Annotated in this window: 12 protein-coding genes and 1 pseudogene; 10 read left to right on the forward strand and 3 right to left on the reverse strand. The window is 68.0% G+C overall.

The annotated features are described in order from the left end of the window. Positions 1 to 948 (forward strand): annotated as a pseudogene (locus C1925_RS02645) (gluconolaconase); the annotation flags it as partial. Here the strand turns inward: C1925_RS02645 and C1925_RS02650 are convergent. Then, on the reverse strand, positions 926 to 1,333 hold the full coding sequence (locus tag C1925_RS02650) for a YciI family protein (protein WP_108767576.1): 408 nt from the start codon (positions 1,331 to 1,333) through the stop codon (positions 926 to 928). The pseudogene C1925_RS02645 and the gene C1925_RS02650 sit on opposite strands and share 23 nt — an antisense overlap. A gap of 694 nt (positions 1,334 to 2,027) precedes the next feature. On the opposite strand from C1925_RS02650, the gene C1925_RS02655 reads away from it, so the two are divergent. The 7 genes from C1925_RS02655 to C1925_RS02685 all read left to right on the forward strand — a co-directional run bounded on the left by C1925_RS02655 (position 2,028) and on the right by C1925_RS02685 (position 8,715). Next, entirely contained in the window at positions 2,028 to 2,441 is a 414-nt protein-coding gene (locus C1925_RS02655; RefSeq protein WP_108767577.1) for a YciI family protein, read from the forward strand. A 61-nt stretch (positions 2,442 to 2,502) separates the two neighbouring features. Next, the gene (locus C1925_RS02660) at positions 2,503 to 2,925 is read left to right on the forward strand and encodes a VOC family protein (RefSeq protein ID WP_108767578.1); all 423 of its coding nucleotides are present in this window, start codon (positions 2,503 to 2,505) and stop codon (positions 2,923 to 2,925) included. A 54-nt stretch (positions 2,926 to 2,979) separates the two neighbouring features. Continuing rightward, a complete protein-coding gene (locus tag C1925_RS02665) occupies positions 2,980 to 3,390 on the forward strand; it encodes a VOC family protein (RefSeq protein ID WP_108767579.1) in 411 nt (136 codons plus the stop codon). Positions 3,391 to 3,448: 58 nt separating this feature from the next. Beyond that, positions 3,449 to 4,735 carry a sigma-70 family RNA polymerase sigma factor gene (locus tag C1925_RS02670; RefSeq protein ID WP_108767580.1) on the forward strand — a complete coding sequence of 429 codons (1,287 nt, stop codon included), beginning with the start codon at positions 3,449 to 3,451 and terminating at the stop codon, positions 4,733 to 4,735. A 170-nt stretch (positions 4,736 to 4,905) separates the two neighbouring features. Beyond that, complete coding sequence (locus tag C1925_RS02675; protein WP_108767581.1) at positions 4,906 to 6,555, forward strand: M28 family metallopeptidase; 1,650 nt, start codon at positions 4,906 to 4,908, stop codon at positions 6,553 to 6,555. Between the two features lie 140 nt (positions 6,556 to 6,695). Next, positions 6,696 to 7,955, forward strand: a complete 1,260-nt coding sequence (locus C1925_RS02680) for a histidine kinase (protein ID WP_108767582.1) — start codon at positions 6,696 to 6,698, stop codon at positions 7,953 to 7,955. Further along, the gene (locus C1925_RS02685) at positions 7,945 to 8,715 is read left to right on the forward strand and encodes a LytTR family DNA-binding domain-containing protein (RefSeq protein WP_108767583.1); all 771 of its coding nucleotides are present in this window, start codon (positions 7,945 to 7,947) and stop codon (positions 8,713 to 8,715) included. The genes C1925_RS02680 and C1925_RS02685 overlap by 11 nt, the downstream gene beginning before the upstream one ends. A gap of 73 nt (positions 8,716 to 8,788) precedes the next feature. Here the strand turns inward: C1925_RS02685 and C1925_RS02690 are convergent, their stop codons facing one another. Further along, a complete protein-coding gene (locus tag C1925_RS02690; RefSeq protein WP_108767584.1) occupies positions 8,789 to 9,403 on the reverse strand; it encodes a hypothetical protein in 615 nt (204 codons plus the stop codon). Between the two features lie 309 nt (positions 9,404 to 9,712). On the opposite strand from C1925_RS02690, the gene C1925_RS02695 reads away from it, so the two are divergent. Further along, positions 9,713 to 10,639 carry an oxygenase MpaB family protein gene (locus tag C1925_RS02695; protein WP_108767585.1) on the forward strand — a complete coding sequence of 309 codons (927 nt, stop codon included), beginning with the start codon at positions 9,713 to 9,715 and terminating at the stop codon, positions 10,637 to 10,639. 122 nt (positions 10,640 to 10,761) lie between these two features. Here C1925_RS02695 and C1925_RS02700 read toward each other — a convergent pair whose 3' ends face one another. Next, positions 10,762 to 12,873, reverse strand: a complete 2,112-nt coding sequence (locus C1925_RS02700; protein ID WP_108767586.1) for a M13 family metallopeptidase — start codon at positions 12,871 to 12,873, stop codon at positions 10,762 to 10,764. 287 nt (positions 12,874 to 13,160) lie between these two features. Between C1925_RS02700 and C1925_RS02705 the strand changes: the two genes are divergently transcribed. Then, a complete protein-coding gene (locus tag C1925_RS02705; protein ID WP_254051375.1) occupies positions 13,161 to 16,112 on the forward strand; it encodes an EAL domain-containing protein in 2,952 nt (983 codons plus the stop codon). The last annotated feature ends 68 nt before the right edge of the window (positions 16,113 to 16,180 follow it).

Consider the following 16,180-nt stretch of genomic DNA (forward strand, 5'->3'; position numbering starts at 1 on the left):
CAGGGTTGGCATGAAGTGGTCGGCACGCTGGGCGAAGTGCGCGGCACCTTTACCGGCGAGAGTCGCCACCACCTGCACGCCGGCTTCGATGTGCGCGGCGACGTGGGGCAGACCGTGCTGGCCATCGCCGACGGCAAGATCAGCAGCCCGATTGCGGCCTGGAGTCTGGGCGGCCAGGCCGAAGGGCTGGCCGTGGGGCGCCTGAACTACATCCACATGCGGGTGGGCCGCACCCCGGCCGGTGAGCCGTTCGATGCGCGCTGGCAGCCGCTGTACGGCGAGGACGGCAAGCTGGAGCGCATCCGCGTGCGGCGCGGCACGCGCATCCACGTTGGCGACCGTCTGGGCAGCATCAACAGCCAGGCGCACGTGCACTTGCAGGTGGGCACCAGCGGTTTCGAGACCAATGCGGTGGCACTGGGCTTCACCGGCTACGCCGACCACTTCGCGCCGCGCATCACAGATGTCGGCCTGCTGGATGACAACGACCAGCCGCTGTCCGCAGGCAGCGATGGCGTGGTGATGCTGGCCCGGCAGGGGCGTGGCGTGCAGATCGTGGTGGAGGCGTGGGACCAGGTGGACAACAACCTGCCGCGCCGCCGGTTGGGGCCCTACCAGGTGGGTTACCAGATCCTCGACGCGGCCGGGCAGCCGCTGCAGGGTTACGAACAGCCACGCTGGAACATCGTGTTCAACCGCATGCCGCCGCAGAAGCAGGCAGTGAAGGTGGCCTATGCGCCGGACAGCGGCATCACCGTACATGGCAGTGCGGTGACCCGCTTCCGCTACCTGGCGACCAACACCGTGCGCGATGGCCTGATGGAAACCGGGCGCTGGCAGCCGGCGGCGCTGCCGCCGGGCGAGTACATCATCCGCGGCAGTGCACGCGATTACAGCGGCAATGAAGGCATCGGCAAGCGCGAGATCAGGGTACGGCTGCTGCCATAGCCGCGGCCGGCGCACCGCAGCGCACGCGCTCGGCGTCCATGTCTTCCAGCGGCCGCACTTCGATGCTGCCAAAGCGCGCCCAGGGGAATTCGCGGGCGATGCGCATGGCTTCGTCGCGGTCGCGTGCGCGGATGAGGTTGAAGCCGGCCAGCAGTTCGCGGGTTTCAGCGAAGGGGCCATCAAGCACGCGGCTGTGGCCATCGCGCACGCGCAGGGTCTGCGCGGTGTCGACCGGCTGCAGTTTTTGTGCGGCCAGCAGGGTGCCTTCGGCCTGCAGTTGATCGGCGTGGGCGAGGCAGTCGCGCATCAGTGCATTGAACGCGTCGCTGGGCAGGGCCTGCAGCAGGGCGGGTTCGATGTAGATGAGGAGCAGGTACTGCTGCATGGCACGGTCCTGGCGGGGGCGGGGTTCCATGATGGCGCAGGTTTGCGTGGTGGCATGTTGCAGCGCGAAAGGCCGCCTGCGGCGGGGGATCGGCGAACGGCGGAGCCCCTCCGTGGTGTGCCATCTGCTGGGATTACTGGGGTGGGCCGGTCGGGGTGGGGGCGCGGGACACGCCGTGAACCCATCCATGGGGGCTCGTAGGCGCCATCCATGGCGCCTGCGGTCCCGCGCCCCCACCCCGACCGGCCCCGGACACGTTCACGCGGCTGACCCACCACGGAAGATCAACAGCAAAAACAAAAAGCGGGTCGCTTCGCTCGCACAGCCGAGCCCGCCAGCCAACCGCTCTTGCCTTTGCTTTTGCCTTCTTCTCTTGATCTTCCGGGGTGGGCGCGCGGGAACGTGTCCGTGGCCGGGAGGGTGGGTTGGCTGGGGGCGTGAGCCGCATGGATGCGGCGACCGAGCTTACATGGACGTACTTGCAGCGTCCCCCAGCCAACCCACCCTCCCGGCCAACCCTCAATTACCAGGGCTTTAAGCCCCCACCACGGAGGGGCTCCGCCGTTCGCCGATCCCCCGCCGCAGGCGCGCCTTCCGCGCAGGAAAAAAAATTCCACCAGACCTGTCGATTCCCGTCCCCCCGGTTCGTCGTACCCATGAAGGGCACGCAAACCGCCGCCCACGGGAGACCGACATGAAAGTCATGGTGATCGTCAAAGCCAACGCCGATTCCGAAGCCGGGCGCCTGCCCAGCGAAGCGGAACTGGCCGAAATGGGAGCCTACAACGAACAACTCGTCGCCGCCGGCATCATGCTCGCCGGTGAGGGCCTGCACGCCACTGCCCGTGGCCGCCGCATTCATTTTGGCGCCGCCGCGCCGCAGGTGCAGGCCGGACCGTTCGGCCCGCCCAGCGAGCAGATCGCCGGGTTCTGGCTGTGGAACGTGCGCTCGCTGGACGAGGCCATCGAATGGGCCAGCCGTGCCCCGTTCGGCGCTGGCGGCACCCTCGAGCTGCGTCCGCTGATCACCGCCGAGGATTTCGGCGAAGCCTTCACCCCCGAATTACAGCAGCAGGAACAGCGTCTGCGGGAACAGCTGGAAAACTGATCGATCTTCCCTGTCACATCCGCCGGTACGCCCCGGCACCACCACCCAACGGAGCATTGCCATGAAACTGATTCCCTTCCTTGGCTTCAGCGGCCAGGCCCACGATGCGATGGCCTTCTATGCCAAGGCCCTCGGTGGCCAGGTCACCTCGGAGATGAAGTACCGCGACATGCCGCCGTCCGATGGTTCGCCGGGCTGCAACGAGATGCCTGCCGAAACCCTCGACCACGTGGCGCACAGCCAGCTGGAGATCGAGGGCGCGATCCTGATGGCCGCCGATGGCCCGGGCGGCGGCGAGGGCGGTTCGACCACCATCAATGTCGACGTCGACAGCATCGAGGAAGCCGAGCGCGTGTTCGCCGCGCTGGCCGAAGGCGGCCAGGTGCAGATGCCGATCGCCGAGACGTTCTGGGCGCATCGCTGGGGCATGTTGATCGACCGCTTCGGCAAGCCGTGGATGGTCAACTGCATGAAGCAGCCCTGATCCAGCTCCCGCACCCGTCACCCATCACCCATCACCCGCACAGGAAACGCAACGATGAGCGCACCGCAACCGCAGATGATCTTCGTCAACCTGCCCGTGCAGGACCTGCAACAGTCCAAGGATTTCTTCAGCGCGCTGGGCTACAGCTTCAATCCGGCCTACACCAATGAAGACGCCGCCTGCATGGTCATCAGCGAGAGCATCTTCGTGATGCTGCTGGTCAAGCCGTTCTTCCAGCAGTTCACCAACAAGAACATTGCCGATGCGCACGCGGAGACCGAGGTGATCACCTGCCTTTCCGCGGCCAGCCGCAAGGCGGTGGACGTGATGGTGGACAAGGCGGTGGCCGCCGGTGGCAGCGAGCCGCAACCGGCGCGCGATTACGGTTTCATGTACCAGCGCGGCTTCCAGGACCTGGATGGCCACCTGTGGGAAATCGCACACATGGAAGGCGAGCCGGGCTGATGGCCGACGCCGTTCGCTGGCGCTTGTGCGGGCACGGCCTGCGTGCTGTGATCGGCGCATGACCGAGCCCGCCCTGAGCCAGCGACTGGAAACCCTCTGGCGGATGGAATCGCCGGTGTTGATCGCGCGCCTGGCGCGGCTGCTCGGCGGTGATGTCGGCCGCGCCGAGGAGCTGGCCCAGGACACCTGGCTGGCCGCGCTGGAGCGCTGGCCGGCGCAGGGCATCCCGGACAACCCCGGAGCCTGGCTGATGACCACCGCGCGCAACCGTGCCATCGATGTGCTGCGCCAGCACCAGCGCGTGGCGCAGCAGCATGCGAAATGGGGCGAGGAACTGCACCCGGTGGCGCTGCCCGCACCCGATGACAGCCAGGCACTGGAGGACGACCTCGGCGATGACCTGCTGCGGCTGATGTTCGTGGCCTGCCATCCGGTGTTGCCGGCCGATGCACGGGTGGCGCTGACCCTGCGCCTGCTGGGCGGGCTGACCACCACCGAGATCGCCCGCGCCTTCCTGCAGCCGGAGCCGACCATCGCCCAGCGCATCGTGCGCGCCAAGCGCACCCTGGTGCAGAAGCAGGTGCCCTACGAAGTGCCGCGCGCCGAGGCGCTGCCCGAGCGGCTGGCCTCGGTGCTGGAGGCGATCTACCTGGTCTTCAACGAGGGCTATGCGGCCAGTGCCGGCGATGACTGGATGCGGCCGGCCTTGTGCGAGGAAGCGCTGCGGCTGGCCCGCATCCTCGCCCATCGCCTGCCCGCGCCGGCGGTGCTGGGCCTGCTGGCGCTGATGGAACTGCAGGCCTCGCGTGCCGCGGCGCGCGTCGATGCGCAGGGCCAGCCGGTATTGCTGGACGTGCAGAACCGCGCGCGCTGGGACTGGCTGCAGATTGAACGCGGGCAACAGGTGCTGCAGCGTGCGCTGGATGCCGGCGGCGGCAACGATGCCTACGTGCTGCAGGCACGCATCGCGGCCTGCCATGCCACCGCGCGCCGTGCCGAAGACACCGACTGGGCACGCATCGCCGCGCTGTATGCGCAGCTGCTGCAGGTGATGCCTTCGCCGGTGGTGGCCCTCAACCGGGTGGTGGCGGTGTCGCGCAGTGACGGTGCGTTCGCGGCCTGGGGGTTGTTGCAGCCGTTGCTGGTCGATGCGCGGTTGCAGGGCTATGCCCCGTTGCAGGTGGTGCGCGGCGAGCTGCTGCTGCAGCTGGGTCGGCGTGACGATGCCGCCACCGCCTTCCGCGAGGCGGCCGCGCTCACCGGCAATGCCCGCGAGCAGGCGCTGCTGCTCGCGCGCGCCCAGACATCTGGGTCAGAGCCCTTTTCCACCGGAAAAGGGATCTGACCCCTTCTTGTTGAGTGCCGACCAACGGTCGGCACCCACCCCGCCATCCCACGCAATGCAGGCTTTTGCTTTTGGAGTTGCCGGCCAGCGGCCGGCACTACCGCAGGTGCAGGGCGCAGCCCTGCCGAATCCCATTACACTCCGGAAGGATTTTCCTGCTGGAGAGAGCAATGAAACGAGCAGTACTGGGCATCCTGGCCCTGTCGGTGTCGAGCGCACTGATGGCCGCCACGCCGAAATTCGATGGCGCGCGGATCTCCGCCGACGTCAAGGAACTGGCCTCCGACGCCTACGAGGGCCGCTCGCCGGCCACCGCAGGCGAAGAAAAGACCATTGCCTATCTCAGCAAGCAGTTTGCCGCCGCCGGCCTGCAGCCGGGTGGCGACCTGCAGGATGGCAAGCGCCTGTGGACCCAGGCCGTGCCGCTGCGCAAAGGCGACATCGTCGGTACCCCGCAGCTGGCCCTGCACCAGGGCGGCAAGACCGTCACCCTCGACCAGGGCAAGCAGATCGCCGTGCGCGCCGCCATGAATGGCGCCACCACCGTCGACATCAGCAAGGCGCCGCTGGTCTTCCTCGGCTATGGGGTGAAGGCGCCGGAGCGCAACTGGGACGACTTCAAGGGCGTCGACCTGAAGGGCAAGATCGCCGTCGTGCTGATCAACGACCCGGATTTCGAAACCGGCAAGGGCGACTTCGACGGCAAGGGCATGACCTGGTACGGGCGCTGGCCGTACAAGTACGAAGAAGGCGCACGCCAGGGCGCGCTCGGCGTGCTGATCGTGCACGAGACCGCACCGGCCTCGTACGGCTGGGCCACCGTGGCCGGCTCCAACACCAACACCATGTTCGACGTGGTGCGTGACAACCCCGCCGAGACCCACCCGCTGCTGGAAGGCTGGATCCAGCGCGACCTCGCCGTCGAGCTGTTCCGCGCCGCCGGGCAGGATTTCGAGGCGCTGAAGAAGAAGGCGCAGCAGCGCGACTTCACCCCGGTGGCGCTGACCGGCGCCAGCCTGGATGCGAAGTACGCGGTGAAGACCGAAGTGATCACCTCGCACAACGTGGCCGCACGCCTGGAAGGCAGCAGCCACCCGGACGAGACCATCATCTACAGCGCGCACTGGGACCACATCGGCGTGGGCGAACCGGACGCGCGCGGCGACCGCATCTTCAACGGCGCGCTGGACAACGCCAGCGGCACCGCCTCGCTGATCGAACTGGCCCGCGGCTTCGCCAAGGGCCCGCGTCCGCAGCGCTCGCTGCTGTTCCTGGCGGTCACCGCCGAGGAAAAGGGCCTGCTGGGTTCGGAGTACTACGCCACCCACCCGCTGTACCCGCTGGAAACCACCGTGGCGGCGATCAACATGGACGGCATGTCGCCATTCGGTCCGTCGCGTGATTTCGGCATCTACGGCACCGCGCGCTTCGAACTGCTGGACCAGCTGAAGGACGTCGCCAAGGGTTGGGACATTCGCTACACCCCGGACCCGAAGCCGGAAGCGGGCCTGTTCTTCCGCTCCGATCACTTCTCGTTCGCCAAGCGCGGCGTGCCGGCGCTGTCCTGGTCGGCCGGCCAGGACTGGGTGGACGGTGGCGTTGCCGCCGGCAAGAAGGCCTCGGAGGATTACACCGCCAAGCGCTACCACCAGCAGGGCGACGAATGGCAGCCGGACTGGGTGTTTGCCGGTGCCGCCCGCGACCTGGAAGTGCTCTACACGCTGGGCAACCAGCTGGCCAACTCGCGCAGCTGGCCGAACTGGAGCACCGACGAGTCGTTCCGCGCCGTGCGTGACAGCAGCGCCGACCAGCGCAAATAAGAAGCACCGGTAGCGCCGGGCCATGCCCGGCGTTCCCGTGACCGCTTCCATCCCCGGTTTCCGGGGCTTCGTCGCAGGCCGCTTGTTTGCCCGGTGGGCCGACCTATGCTCGGCTCACCCCCTTCCTCCAAGGCGCTGCCGTGATCGCCAGCCTCACTCTCATTCTCCGTCACCTGTTGGCCTGGGCCGTGGCACTGCTGGTGGCCGGCATGGTCTGGAGCGGCATCTTCAGCGGCATGAACGACGGCCCCGGCTGGATCTTCGGCCTGCTGGCGATGTTCCTGATGATCAGCGCGCTGGGCAGTGCCATCACCCACGTGCGCCGCGTGTGGCTGATCGCCGGGCGCCTCGACGGCAGCACCCTGTCCGGCCACCAGCGCCGCCAGATTGAAGTGCCGCTGGATGCCGGCCCTGCGTTCGCCCTGGTCGAGGCCGCCGTGGCCGAACTGCCGCGGGTGGAAGACGTGGAAAGCGCCGCCGGCAGCCTGCAGGTGCGCGCCTACGTGCGCCGTGTCGATCCCTGGAATGGCCGCCAGCCATCGCGCTGGAATCTGCCGGCGCGGCTGGCCATCAAGCGCAACAGCGTGCAGGCCACGGTCACCCCGGGGCAGGGCACCAGCACCGTCACCCTGCTGTTCGAGCCCGATGCCGGCTGGTGGGCCGACCTGCTGGCGCTGGATGAGGGCAGCAATTTCGAGAACGCCGAGGCCGTCACCCGCGCCATCACCCGCCGCGTGGCCGACCAGCGCCGCGACGAGCAGGCCGCCGCCGAACAGACCCAGGTGGAAAAGGAACTGTCGGTGGCCCGCCTGAACCTGCTGCACGCGCAGGTGGAACCGCACTTCCTCTACAACACCCTGGCCAATGCGCAGGTGCTTACCCGCACCGATCCCGGCCGTGCCGAACAGATGCTCGGCCACCTCATCCAGTACCTGCGCAGTTCGCTGCCGCAGGTGGATGAGTCGGTGTCCACGCTCGGTGTGGAGCTGGAGCGCACCCGCGCCTACCTGGAAATCCTGCGCATCCGCATGGGCGCGCGGCTGGCGGTGGAAGTGCAGGTGCCCAACGAGCTGCACGGCGTGCACATGCCGGCGATGGCCCTGCAGACGCTGGTGGAAAACGCGATCAAGCACGGCCTGGAACCCAAGCCCGGTGGCGGCACGATCTGGATCCTGGCGCGAGCGTTCGATGACCACGTGACGGTGACCGTGGCCGATGATGGACTGGGCTTCGGCCAGGGCACCAGCGGCACCGGCATCGGCCTGAAGAACCTGCGCGAGCGCCTGCGCCTGACCTGCGGCGAGCAGGCCGGTGTGGCCATCGTTGCCAATTTCCCCAGCGGCGTCGCCGCCACCATGACCCTGCCGCAGCCGGCCAAGGAACGCAGCCATGCCGCTTGAAGCCCTGATCGCCGAAGACGAGGAGCTGCTGCGGCAGTCGCTGGTGGAACAGCTGGGCCGGTTGTGGCCGGAACTGAAGCTGGTGGCCGAGTGCGAGGATGGCGCCAGTGCGCTGGAACAGCTGGCCGAAAAGCAGCCGGACATCGCCTTCCTCGATATCCGCATGCCCGGCATCAGTGGCATCGAGGTGGCACGCGCGCTGTCCGAACTGAGCCCGCGCACGCAGGTGGTGTTCGTCACCGCCTACGACCAGTACGCCATCGATGCGTTCGAGCAGGGCGCGATGGATTACCTGCTGAAGCCGGTCAGCGACGAGCGTCTGCTGGCCACCCGCGAGCGCATCCTTTCGCGGCTGCCCAACACGCGCCAGGACGATGCGGTGCTGGAACGCCTGCTGCAGCGCCTGGGCCCGTCACAGGGCGCGGGTGATCGCCCGCCGCTGGCCTGGATCACCGCCAGCAACGGCCGCGACACGCAGCTGATCATGCTGGAGGACGTGGTCTATTTCCGCGCCGACAACAAGTACACGACGGTGGTCACCAGCGCCGGTGAAAGCCTGCTGCGCACGCCGCTGCGCGAACTGCTGGAAGTGCTCGACCCGCAGCACTTCCGCCAGGTGCACCGCTCGACCATCGTCAACATGAAGGCGGTGGCGGCGGTCAGCCGCGACGACACCGGCCGTGGCGTCCTGCGCCTGCGCCAGCGTCCGGAAACGCTGGTGGTCAGCCAGCCGTTCATGAGCCTGTTCCGCGGCATGTAGAAAGAACAATGCCACCGTGACAGTGCACGGTGGCATTGTGGCTCCCCCGCTTCCCTGGACCTGTTGGCCAGCCTCAGTAGGCCGGCTGCAGGGTCAGATCGTGGTGGTGTTCGGTTTCGCCGACATGGTTGAGCCGGCCGACCAGTTCCGAGTGCTGCCGCATGCGGCCGATCTCGGTCATGATGCGGATGTCCTCGTGGCGCAGCTCGCGCCGGGTGGTGACGGCCTGCTTGTAGTCCAGCACTTCCGGGTAGTGCTCGGCCAGGTCCAGTGCTTCGGCCACGCATTCAACGCTGTCAGCCTTGGAGGTAATGCGGGCGCGGCTGTTGAATGCCTTCATCCAGCGCTCGAAACCGGCCTGCTGGTCGAACATGTTGGCCATGAACCAGATCACGAACAGGATCGACACCCACGAACCGAACACCACGACCACGCGGGTGAAGGTGATGTGGTAATCGTCGCGCCAGAGGTAGTTGGCGATCAGGCCGAGGATGAGCAGGGACGCCGCCTGCCAGCCGATGATCGAGGCGATCAGCCATTGGCACTTGGCCTGGGCCAGCACCGCCACTTCTTCGCGGATCTGCTGCTCGCTGAGGTTGCGCCAGTGCGCGACCTGTTTGTCGAACGGGCTGTGGTAGAGCTCGTTGTCGCGAAGCAGTAGTCCCAAACCCTTGAACAAAGCAATCATGGCTGGCTCCCTTGTGGAACGTGCGTCGATCAGCATTGGACGGTGTGGCGGGTTCAGTTCTAGCACTTCCAGCGGGCCGTGCAATGGGTGGAATGCCTAGCGCCATAAGGGTTTTGTCTGAATGGGTGAATGTTGATGCGGTGCAGCATCGCGCCGGAAGCCTGCGTCAAGATGTCGCAGGGTGAAATGTGCTGCGGCTGCACATGGAACCGTGGCTGAGCCGACGGGCTCGCTGCATCGGCCCGTATCGCCCAGAATCGAGGCTGACCGCGCAGACCGCGGCCGATTCCGCCACCGCCTGGACCGAAGATGCCGCCGCTGCTGCACCGCCTTTCCCGCCCCGTCACCGCGCCGATCCGGCGCTGGGTGCTTGATGCCTTCCCGCGCGGCCAGAGTGGCATCGATTATGACCATCCGCTGGGCGACCCCGGCTGGTTCGGGCCGGACAGCGTGACCTGGCGCATGCACGCCGAGCTGCCCTCGATGCTGGCCGGCGGCCTGTGTGCGCTGATGCTGCAGACCCTGCACCCGCGCGCGCTGGCCGGCGTGTACGACCACTCCAACTTCCGCCAGGACCTGGTCGGCCGCCTGCGCCGGACCACCGCGTTCGTTGCCGGCACCAGCTACGCGCCGAGTGCCGAAGTGGAAAAGCTGGTGGCCAAGGTGCGCCGCATCCATGCGCAGATCCGCGGCCGCACCGCGCAGGGCGAAGACTACGCGGCTGACGACCCGCAGCTGCTGACGTGGGTGCACGTGACCGAGGCATTCGGCTTCCTGCAGGGCTATCGCCGCTACGGCCGCGAGGTGCCGGTGGAGATTGCCGACCGCTACTACGACGAGTATCGCCGTGTGGCCGAAGCGCTGGGCGCGGTGGACGTGCCGCGCAGCGAGGCGGAAGTGGCGGCCTATTTCTGTGCGCGGCAGCCGGAGCTGCTGGCCGATGCGCGGTCGCGCGAGGTGCTGGAGGTGCTGTCGGCGGTCAACCTGCCGGTGCCGATCCCGGGCCTGTCGCGCGCGGTGTTCCTCGGCGCCGGTGCCGCGCTGCTGCCCGACTGGGCCGAGGCGATGCTGGAACGCAGTGCCGGCCAGCGCACGCAGGCGGCCGCGTCGGCCAAGCTGATGCAGGGCATGGCACCGCTGTTCCGCCGCGCGTTGCCCGATGGCCTGGCCACGCGCGCGTGTGCACGCGTGGGCGTGCCGGTGGAGGTGTTGCGGGAGTGGCCGACCATGCGTTGATCCATCGCGTGGATGGCGGAAAGCGCCAACCAAGGTTGGTCTCTACCGTAGATCCACGCCACGCGTGGATGGCACGGCATCCCAGAAAAAACGGGCGCCTTTCGGCGCCCGTTCGCATCACATCACCACACCTTGACCCGCTTGTCCGGGGCCAGGTACAGCTTCTGGCCTTCCTTCACTTCAAACGCCGGGTACCAGGCGTCGATGTTGCGCACGGTCAGCGCACGGTACTGGCCCGGTGCGTGCACGTCGGTCAGCAGGCCGTTGCGCAGTGCCTGCTCGCGGCTCTTGCTGCGCCACGCCTGGGCGAAACCGAGGAAGAAGCGCTGGTCCGGCGTGAAGCCTTCCAGGGTCTGGCCCGGCTTGCCCTGCAGCGACAGCTGGTAGGCGTCGTAGGCGGTGCCCAGGCCAGCCACGTCGGCGATGTTCTCGCCCAGGGTCAGCTTGCCGTTGACGTGCACGCCGGGGAACGGCTCATAGCTGCTGAACTGCGCGGCCAGTGCATCGCCGGCGGCGTTGAACTGCTTGAGGTCCTCGGCCGTCCACCAGTTGTGCAGCTTGCCCGTTTCATCGAACAGCGCGCCGGCATTGTCGAAGCCGTGGCTGATCTCGTGGCCGATCACCGCGCCGATGGCACCGTAGTTCACCGCGTCGTCGGCAGCGCCGTCGAAGAACGGCGGCTGCAGGATCGCGGCCGGGAACACCAGGCGGTTCTCCAGCGGCACGTTCATCGCGTTGATGGTCTGCGGCAGCATCGCCCATTCGTTGTGGTCGACCGGCTTGCCCAGCTTGGCGACGTTGCGCGCGTACTCGAACTGCTCGGCGCGCTGCGCATTGCCCAGCGGATCGTCACGGCGGATCTCCAGGCCGGTGTAGTCGCGCCAGGTGTCCGGGTAGCCCATGCCCACGGTCAGGCCGGCCACCTTGGCCTTGGCGTGTGCCTTGGTCTGCGGCGACATCCAGGCCAGCGCGTCGATGCGCTTGGCGAAGGCGGCGATGATGTTCTTCGCCATCTCGTCCGCGCGTTCCTTGGTCTTGGCGTCGAAGTGCTTTTCCACGTAGCGCTTGCCGATGGCTTCACCGACGGCGTGGTTGGCATCGTCCACCGCACGCTTCCAGCGGTCGCTCTGCTGCGGGGTGCCGCTCAGCGCGGTGCCGTGGAAGGCGAAGCGGGCGTCGGCGAAGGTCTTCGGCAGGTAGGCCGCTGCGCGGTCCAGCGCGTGGAAGGTCATGTAGTCCTTCCACACATCCAGCGGCTCGGTGGCCACCAGCCTGGACAGGCCGGCGACGGCCTTCGGCTGCCACACGATGAAGTCCTGCTGCTGGCCCAGCTTGGCTGCGTCCAGGAACGCCGCCCAGTCCATGCCCGGCGCCTTGGCGTTGAAGTCCGCCTGCGTCCACGGGTTGGCACCCAGGGTCACGTTGTTGGTTTCTTCCTGGCTGGCGTGGGCCTGGGCGATCTTGGTTTCCAGCGCGAGGATGCGCTGCGCCTTGCCGGCCGGGTCGGCCACGCCGGCCAGCTGCAGCACCTGCGCGATGTAGGCCTGGTACTGCTTGCGCAGCTCGGCCATGCGGCCATCACCCAGGTAGAAATCGCGGTCGGGCATGCCCAGGCCGCCCTGCACCAGGTACGGCGCGTTGCGGTCCGGCTGCAGCATGTCCACCGACACCCACAGGCCGAACAGGCGGTCGGTGTAGAAGTTGGTGGCGTTGAGCAGGTCGACGTCGGCGCGCATGTCGCCGCCCAGCGCACGTGCCAGGCCTGCCTTGTCGGCGATGCCGCCGATCGCGGCCAGCTGCGGCTGCACCGGGGCCAGACCGCGCTTCTCGATGCCGGCCTCGTCCATGAACGCGGCGTAGTAGTCGCCGATCAGCTTGTCATCGCCGCTGGCCTGCGCATTGCCGGCCGCGCCTTCGAGGATCGCGCGGGTATCGGCCTGGGTCTTTTCGGCGATGACGTTGAAGCTGCCAAAGCGCGAACGGTCGGCCGGGATCTCGGTGTTCTTCACCCAGGTGCCGTTGGCGAAGCCGAAGAAGTCGTCGCCGGCGGCGATGCTGCGGTCCATGCCGCTGGCATCGAAGCCGAAGCTGCCCAGCATCGGCTTGGCCGGGGCAGGGGTGGCATCGGCCGGCGCGGCGGTGCCGGCGGCCGGTTCGGCCGGGCGGTCACAGGCGGCCAGGGACAGGCTGGCGACGATGGCCAGCGCCAGGGTGGGACGGCGCAGCTTGGACATGGACTTCTCTTGCAGCGGGAAAACCCCAAGTCTAATCCCCTGCGCGTGTGCTGGATGCTCCGCCACGGGGGCCGCGCTGTGCGCGATCTGGCTGAACACGCGCCGACGATCTTCACGCCGTCATCGACGTGGTGCATGCTGGGGGCTGCATGCCGGTGCAGCCGCGGGGAGGTGGCGCACCGGACAGACCCAGGCGTCAAGAATGCTGATCTGCGGCCGCTCTGGTCGGGGATGTGGAGGAATCGTTCGCGCATGAAGCCAGTCGTCTGCACAGGGAACACCGACCGATGCCAGCGTTGAAGCACGCGCTGGCCCGGCCGCTGCGCGCCATCACCTGGGGCGGCATCGCCGTAGGCGTCCTGCTGGCCGTGGTGCTGGCGGTGATGCTGGCCAACGACTACCAGCGTCGGCTGGAAGCCGCGCAGCGGCAGAGCCGTGCCATGGCCGTGGGCACCGAGCGGCTGCTGGCGATGGAACTGCGCAACCTGGAACGGGCCATGAGCGGTATTGCCGCCGATGCCGCGCAGCTGTTCCGCAGCGTGCCGGCGCAGGCCCCGGCGCTGCTGGATGCGTCCATCGACGGTGTGCTGGGCCGCCATGCGGAACTGCACAGCATCGTCGTGCTCGATACCTACGGCCGCGCGCTGACCGCCGGCAAGGGCGACCTGCAGCTGCCGCTGTGGACCGACCCGCAGCGGCGCGGGCAGGGCAGCGCGCTGTACCTCGGCCCGCCGCAGCAGGTCATCGATGGCAGCTGGGTGGTGCCGCTGGCGCTGCCGATGGCGGGCGACCGCTGGCTGCTGGCACGCCTGCGCTGCGAGGAGCTGCAGCGCATTGTCAGTGGCTTGGACGTCGGCGCCCATGGACTGGTGTCGATCAGTGATCGCGATGGTGCCATGCTGGCACGGGTGCCGGACCCGCAGGCGACGGTAGGACATCGCTATCTCCTGCCGGGACGCGACCTGCTGGGTCGTGCTGCCGTGGTGGAACTGGGCAGCATCCCCGGCGCGGTAGATGGCATTCCGCGTATTTCCACCATCAGCACGCTGCAGCACAGCCCGCTGGCGGTGCAGGTCGGGTTGGCCGACGAGGATGTGCTGGCGCCCTGGTGGCCCTACCTGCAGGCAGCAGTGGCCATTGTGCTGGCCTACATCGCCGTGCTGCTGGTGCTGCTGTACGCGGTGCGCCGCAGTACCCGCAGCCATCAGTCGATGGCCGAGGAACTGCGCACCGGCAGTGCCGAACTTGCGTTGGCCAACCAGGTCGGCCGGGTATGCACTTGGCACGTGGACGAAGATGCCGCGCAGTTGCACTGGTCGCCGCTGGCCCGCGAGATCTTTGACATTCCGGCAGACTCGCTGCCCCTGTCCGACTTCTTTACCCGCGTCCACCGCGAGGACAGTGAGCGACTGCAGCGTGCGTTCGAGCAGTCGTTCGCCGGCGACGCGGTACTGGACGAGGAATTCCGCCTGGTGCTGCCCGGTGGCCAGGTGCGCTGGGTGGCCGCGCGCGGCCAGCGGGTGGAAGTGGCCGACCGCCAGCGCCGCATGATCGGCGCGCTGACCGACCAGACCGAGCGCTACCGTGCGCGCGAACAGATGAGTCGTGCAGAGCGCCGCTTCCGCCTGCTGTTCGACCGCAACCCGGCACCGTTCTGGGTGTTCGATCCGAGCAGCCTGCGTTTCCTTGAAGTCAACGAAGCAGCTGTCGAGCAGTACGGCTACAGCCGCGAAGAATTCCTGCAGATGAGCATCCTCGACATCCGTCCGCGTGGCGGGTGGGACGAGGTGATGGGTGCCATTGCACGGGCGCGCGTGGATGGGCTGCCGGAGTCGACGGTGCGCATGCACCGGCGCCGCGATGGCAGCGAGTTCGAGGTGCGTGCGCACCTGTCCATGCTGGATTTCGACGGTCGCGCCGCCTGCCTGGTGCTGGCCGAGGATGTCAGCGAGCGCCTGGCCTACGAGCGCGACCTGGCCTACCGCGCGCGACACAACCCGGATACCGGCCTGCTGACCGTGCGCGCGCTGACCGAGCAGCTGGACGCACAGGAAGGCGCCTACACCATCGCCTACGTGCAGCTGCGCGGCCTGCAGCTGGTGGCCGATACGCTGGGCCGCGAGATCGGCGATGCGGTGCTGCAGTCGATGGCCCTGCGCCTGGGCGGGTTGGGCGCGCGCTTCGGCACGCTGGCCTTCCAGCCGGCGGAGGACTTCGTGCTGGCCATCGGTGGCGAGCACACCGCGCAGCGGGCGCTGGATGACCTGCTGCAGATCGTCTCGGCGCCGATGCGCGGCAAGGATTCGCTGCACCAGTTCGAGCCGCGCATCGGCGTGGCCGTGCATGCGGTGGGCGATGGCCACAGTGCCGAGCAGGTGATCGGCATGGCCGCGCAGGCTGCGCATGCCGCGCGCGCCGAAGGCAACGTGGTGGCCTGGTTCGATACTGCGGTGACCACCCGCCTGGCCGACCGCCTGCGCCTGGCCGCGCGCATCCATGCCGCCATCGACAACGAATTCCAGCTGTATTTCCAGCCGATCCGCCATGCCAGCGATGGCAGCCCGGCGGCACTGGAGGCGCTGCTGCGCTGGCCGCAGGCCGATGGCAGTTTCATTCCGCCCAGCGAGTTCATCCAGCTGTGCGAGGACACCGGGCTGATCCTGGCGCTGGGGCGCTGGGTGATCCGCGCCGCCGCGCAGGCACAGCGACGCTTGGTGGATGCCGGTTGGGGCGAGCTGTCGATCGCGGTGAACGTGTCGGCGGTGCAGTTCTTCAACAGTGACCTGGTAGCCGAGTTCACCCGCGCACAGAAGGAGTTCGGCCTAGCCCGCGGCGCACTGCACGTGGAGCTGACCGAGAGCAGCCTGATGCGCAAGCCGGCGCAGGCGATGCAGACCATGCAGCGCCTGCACGAGCAGGGCATCTGCGTGTCGCTGGATGATTTCGGCACCGGCTATTCCAGCATGTCCTACCTGCAGCACCTGCCGCTGGACATCCTGAAGATCGACCGCAGCTTCGTGGCGGATGTGGAAACCAATCCGCGCAACGCCTCGATCTGCCGCGCACTGCTGTCGCTGGGCCACAGCATGGGGCTGACCATCATCGCCGAGGGCGTGGAAACGCCGGGCCAGCTGAACTGGCTGGCCGCGCATGGCTGCGACCAGGTGCAGGGTTACCTGCTGGGGAGGCCGGCGCCGCTGGAAAAGATCATCGATTCGCTGGATGAAGTGGTGGTGTGAGCGGGTCTCGCATCTGCCGGCCAGCGGCCGGCACTACCGTTCTGCAGCCCGCCGGGTAGCGCCGGGCC

Origin of the sequence: Stenotrophomonas sp. SAU14A_NAIMI4_5, assembly GCF_003086795.1 — a bacterium.
In the GTDB taxonomy this organism is placed as follows: Bacteria; Pseudomonadota; Gammaproteobacteria; order Xanthomonadales; family Xanthomonadaceae; genus Stenotrophomonas.

Bases quoted from the DNA above. Each gene is read 5' to 3' on its own strand.
- C1925_RS02650 (WP_108767576.1), bottom strand. From the start codon at position 1,333: ATGCAGCAGTACCTGCTCCTCATCTACATCGAACCCGCCCTGCTGCAG.
- C1925_RS02655 (WP_108767577.1), top strand. From the start codon at position 2,028: ATGAAAGTCATGGTGATCGTCAAAGCCAACGCCGATTCCGAAGCCGGG.
- C1925_RS02660 (WP_108767578.1), top strand. From the start codon at position 2,503: ATGAAACTGATTCCCTTCCTTGGCTTCAGCGGCCAGGCCCACGATGCG.
- C1925_RS02665 (WP_108767579.1), top strand. From the start codon at position 2,980: ATGAGCGCACCGCAACCGCAGATGATCTTCGTCAACCTGCCCGTGCAG.
- C1925_RS02670 (WP_108767580.1), top strand. From the start codon at position 3,449: ATGACCGAGCCCGCCCTGAGCCAGCGACTGGAAACCCTCTGGCGGATG.
- C1925_RS02675 (WP_108767581.1), top strand. From the start codon at position 4,906: ATGAAACGAGCAGTACTGGGCATCCTGGCCCTGTCGGTGTCGAGCGCA.
- C1925_RS02685 (WP_108767583.1), top strand. From the start codon at position 7,945: ATGCCGCTTGAAGCCCTGATCGCCGAAGACGAGGAGCTGCTGCGGCAG.
- C1925_RS02690 (WP_108767584.1), bottom strand. From the start codon at position 9,403: ATGATTGCTTTGTTCAAGGGTTTGGGACTACTGCTTCGCGACAACGAG.
- C1925_RS02695 (WP_108767585.1), top strand. From the start codon at position 9,713: ATGCCGCCGCTGCTGCACCGCCTTTCCCGCCCCGTCACCGCGCCGATC.
- C1925_RS02700 (WP_108767586.1), bottom strand. From the start codon at position 12,873: ATGTCCAAGCTGCGCCGTCCCACCCTGGCGCTGGCCATCGTCGCCAGC.
- C1925_RS02705 (WP_254051375.1), top strand. From the start codon at position 13,161: ATGCCAGCGTTGAAGCACGCGCTGGCCCGGCCGCTGCGCGCCATCACC.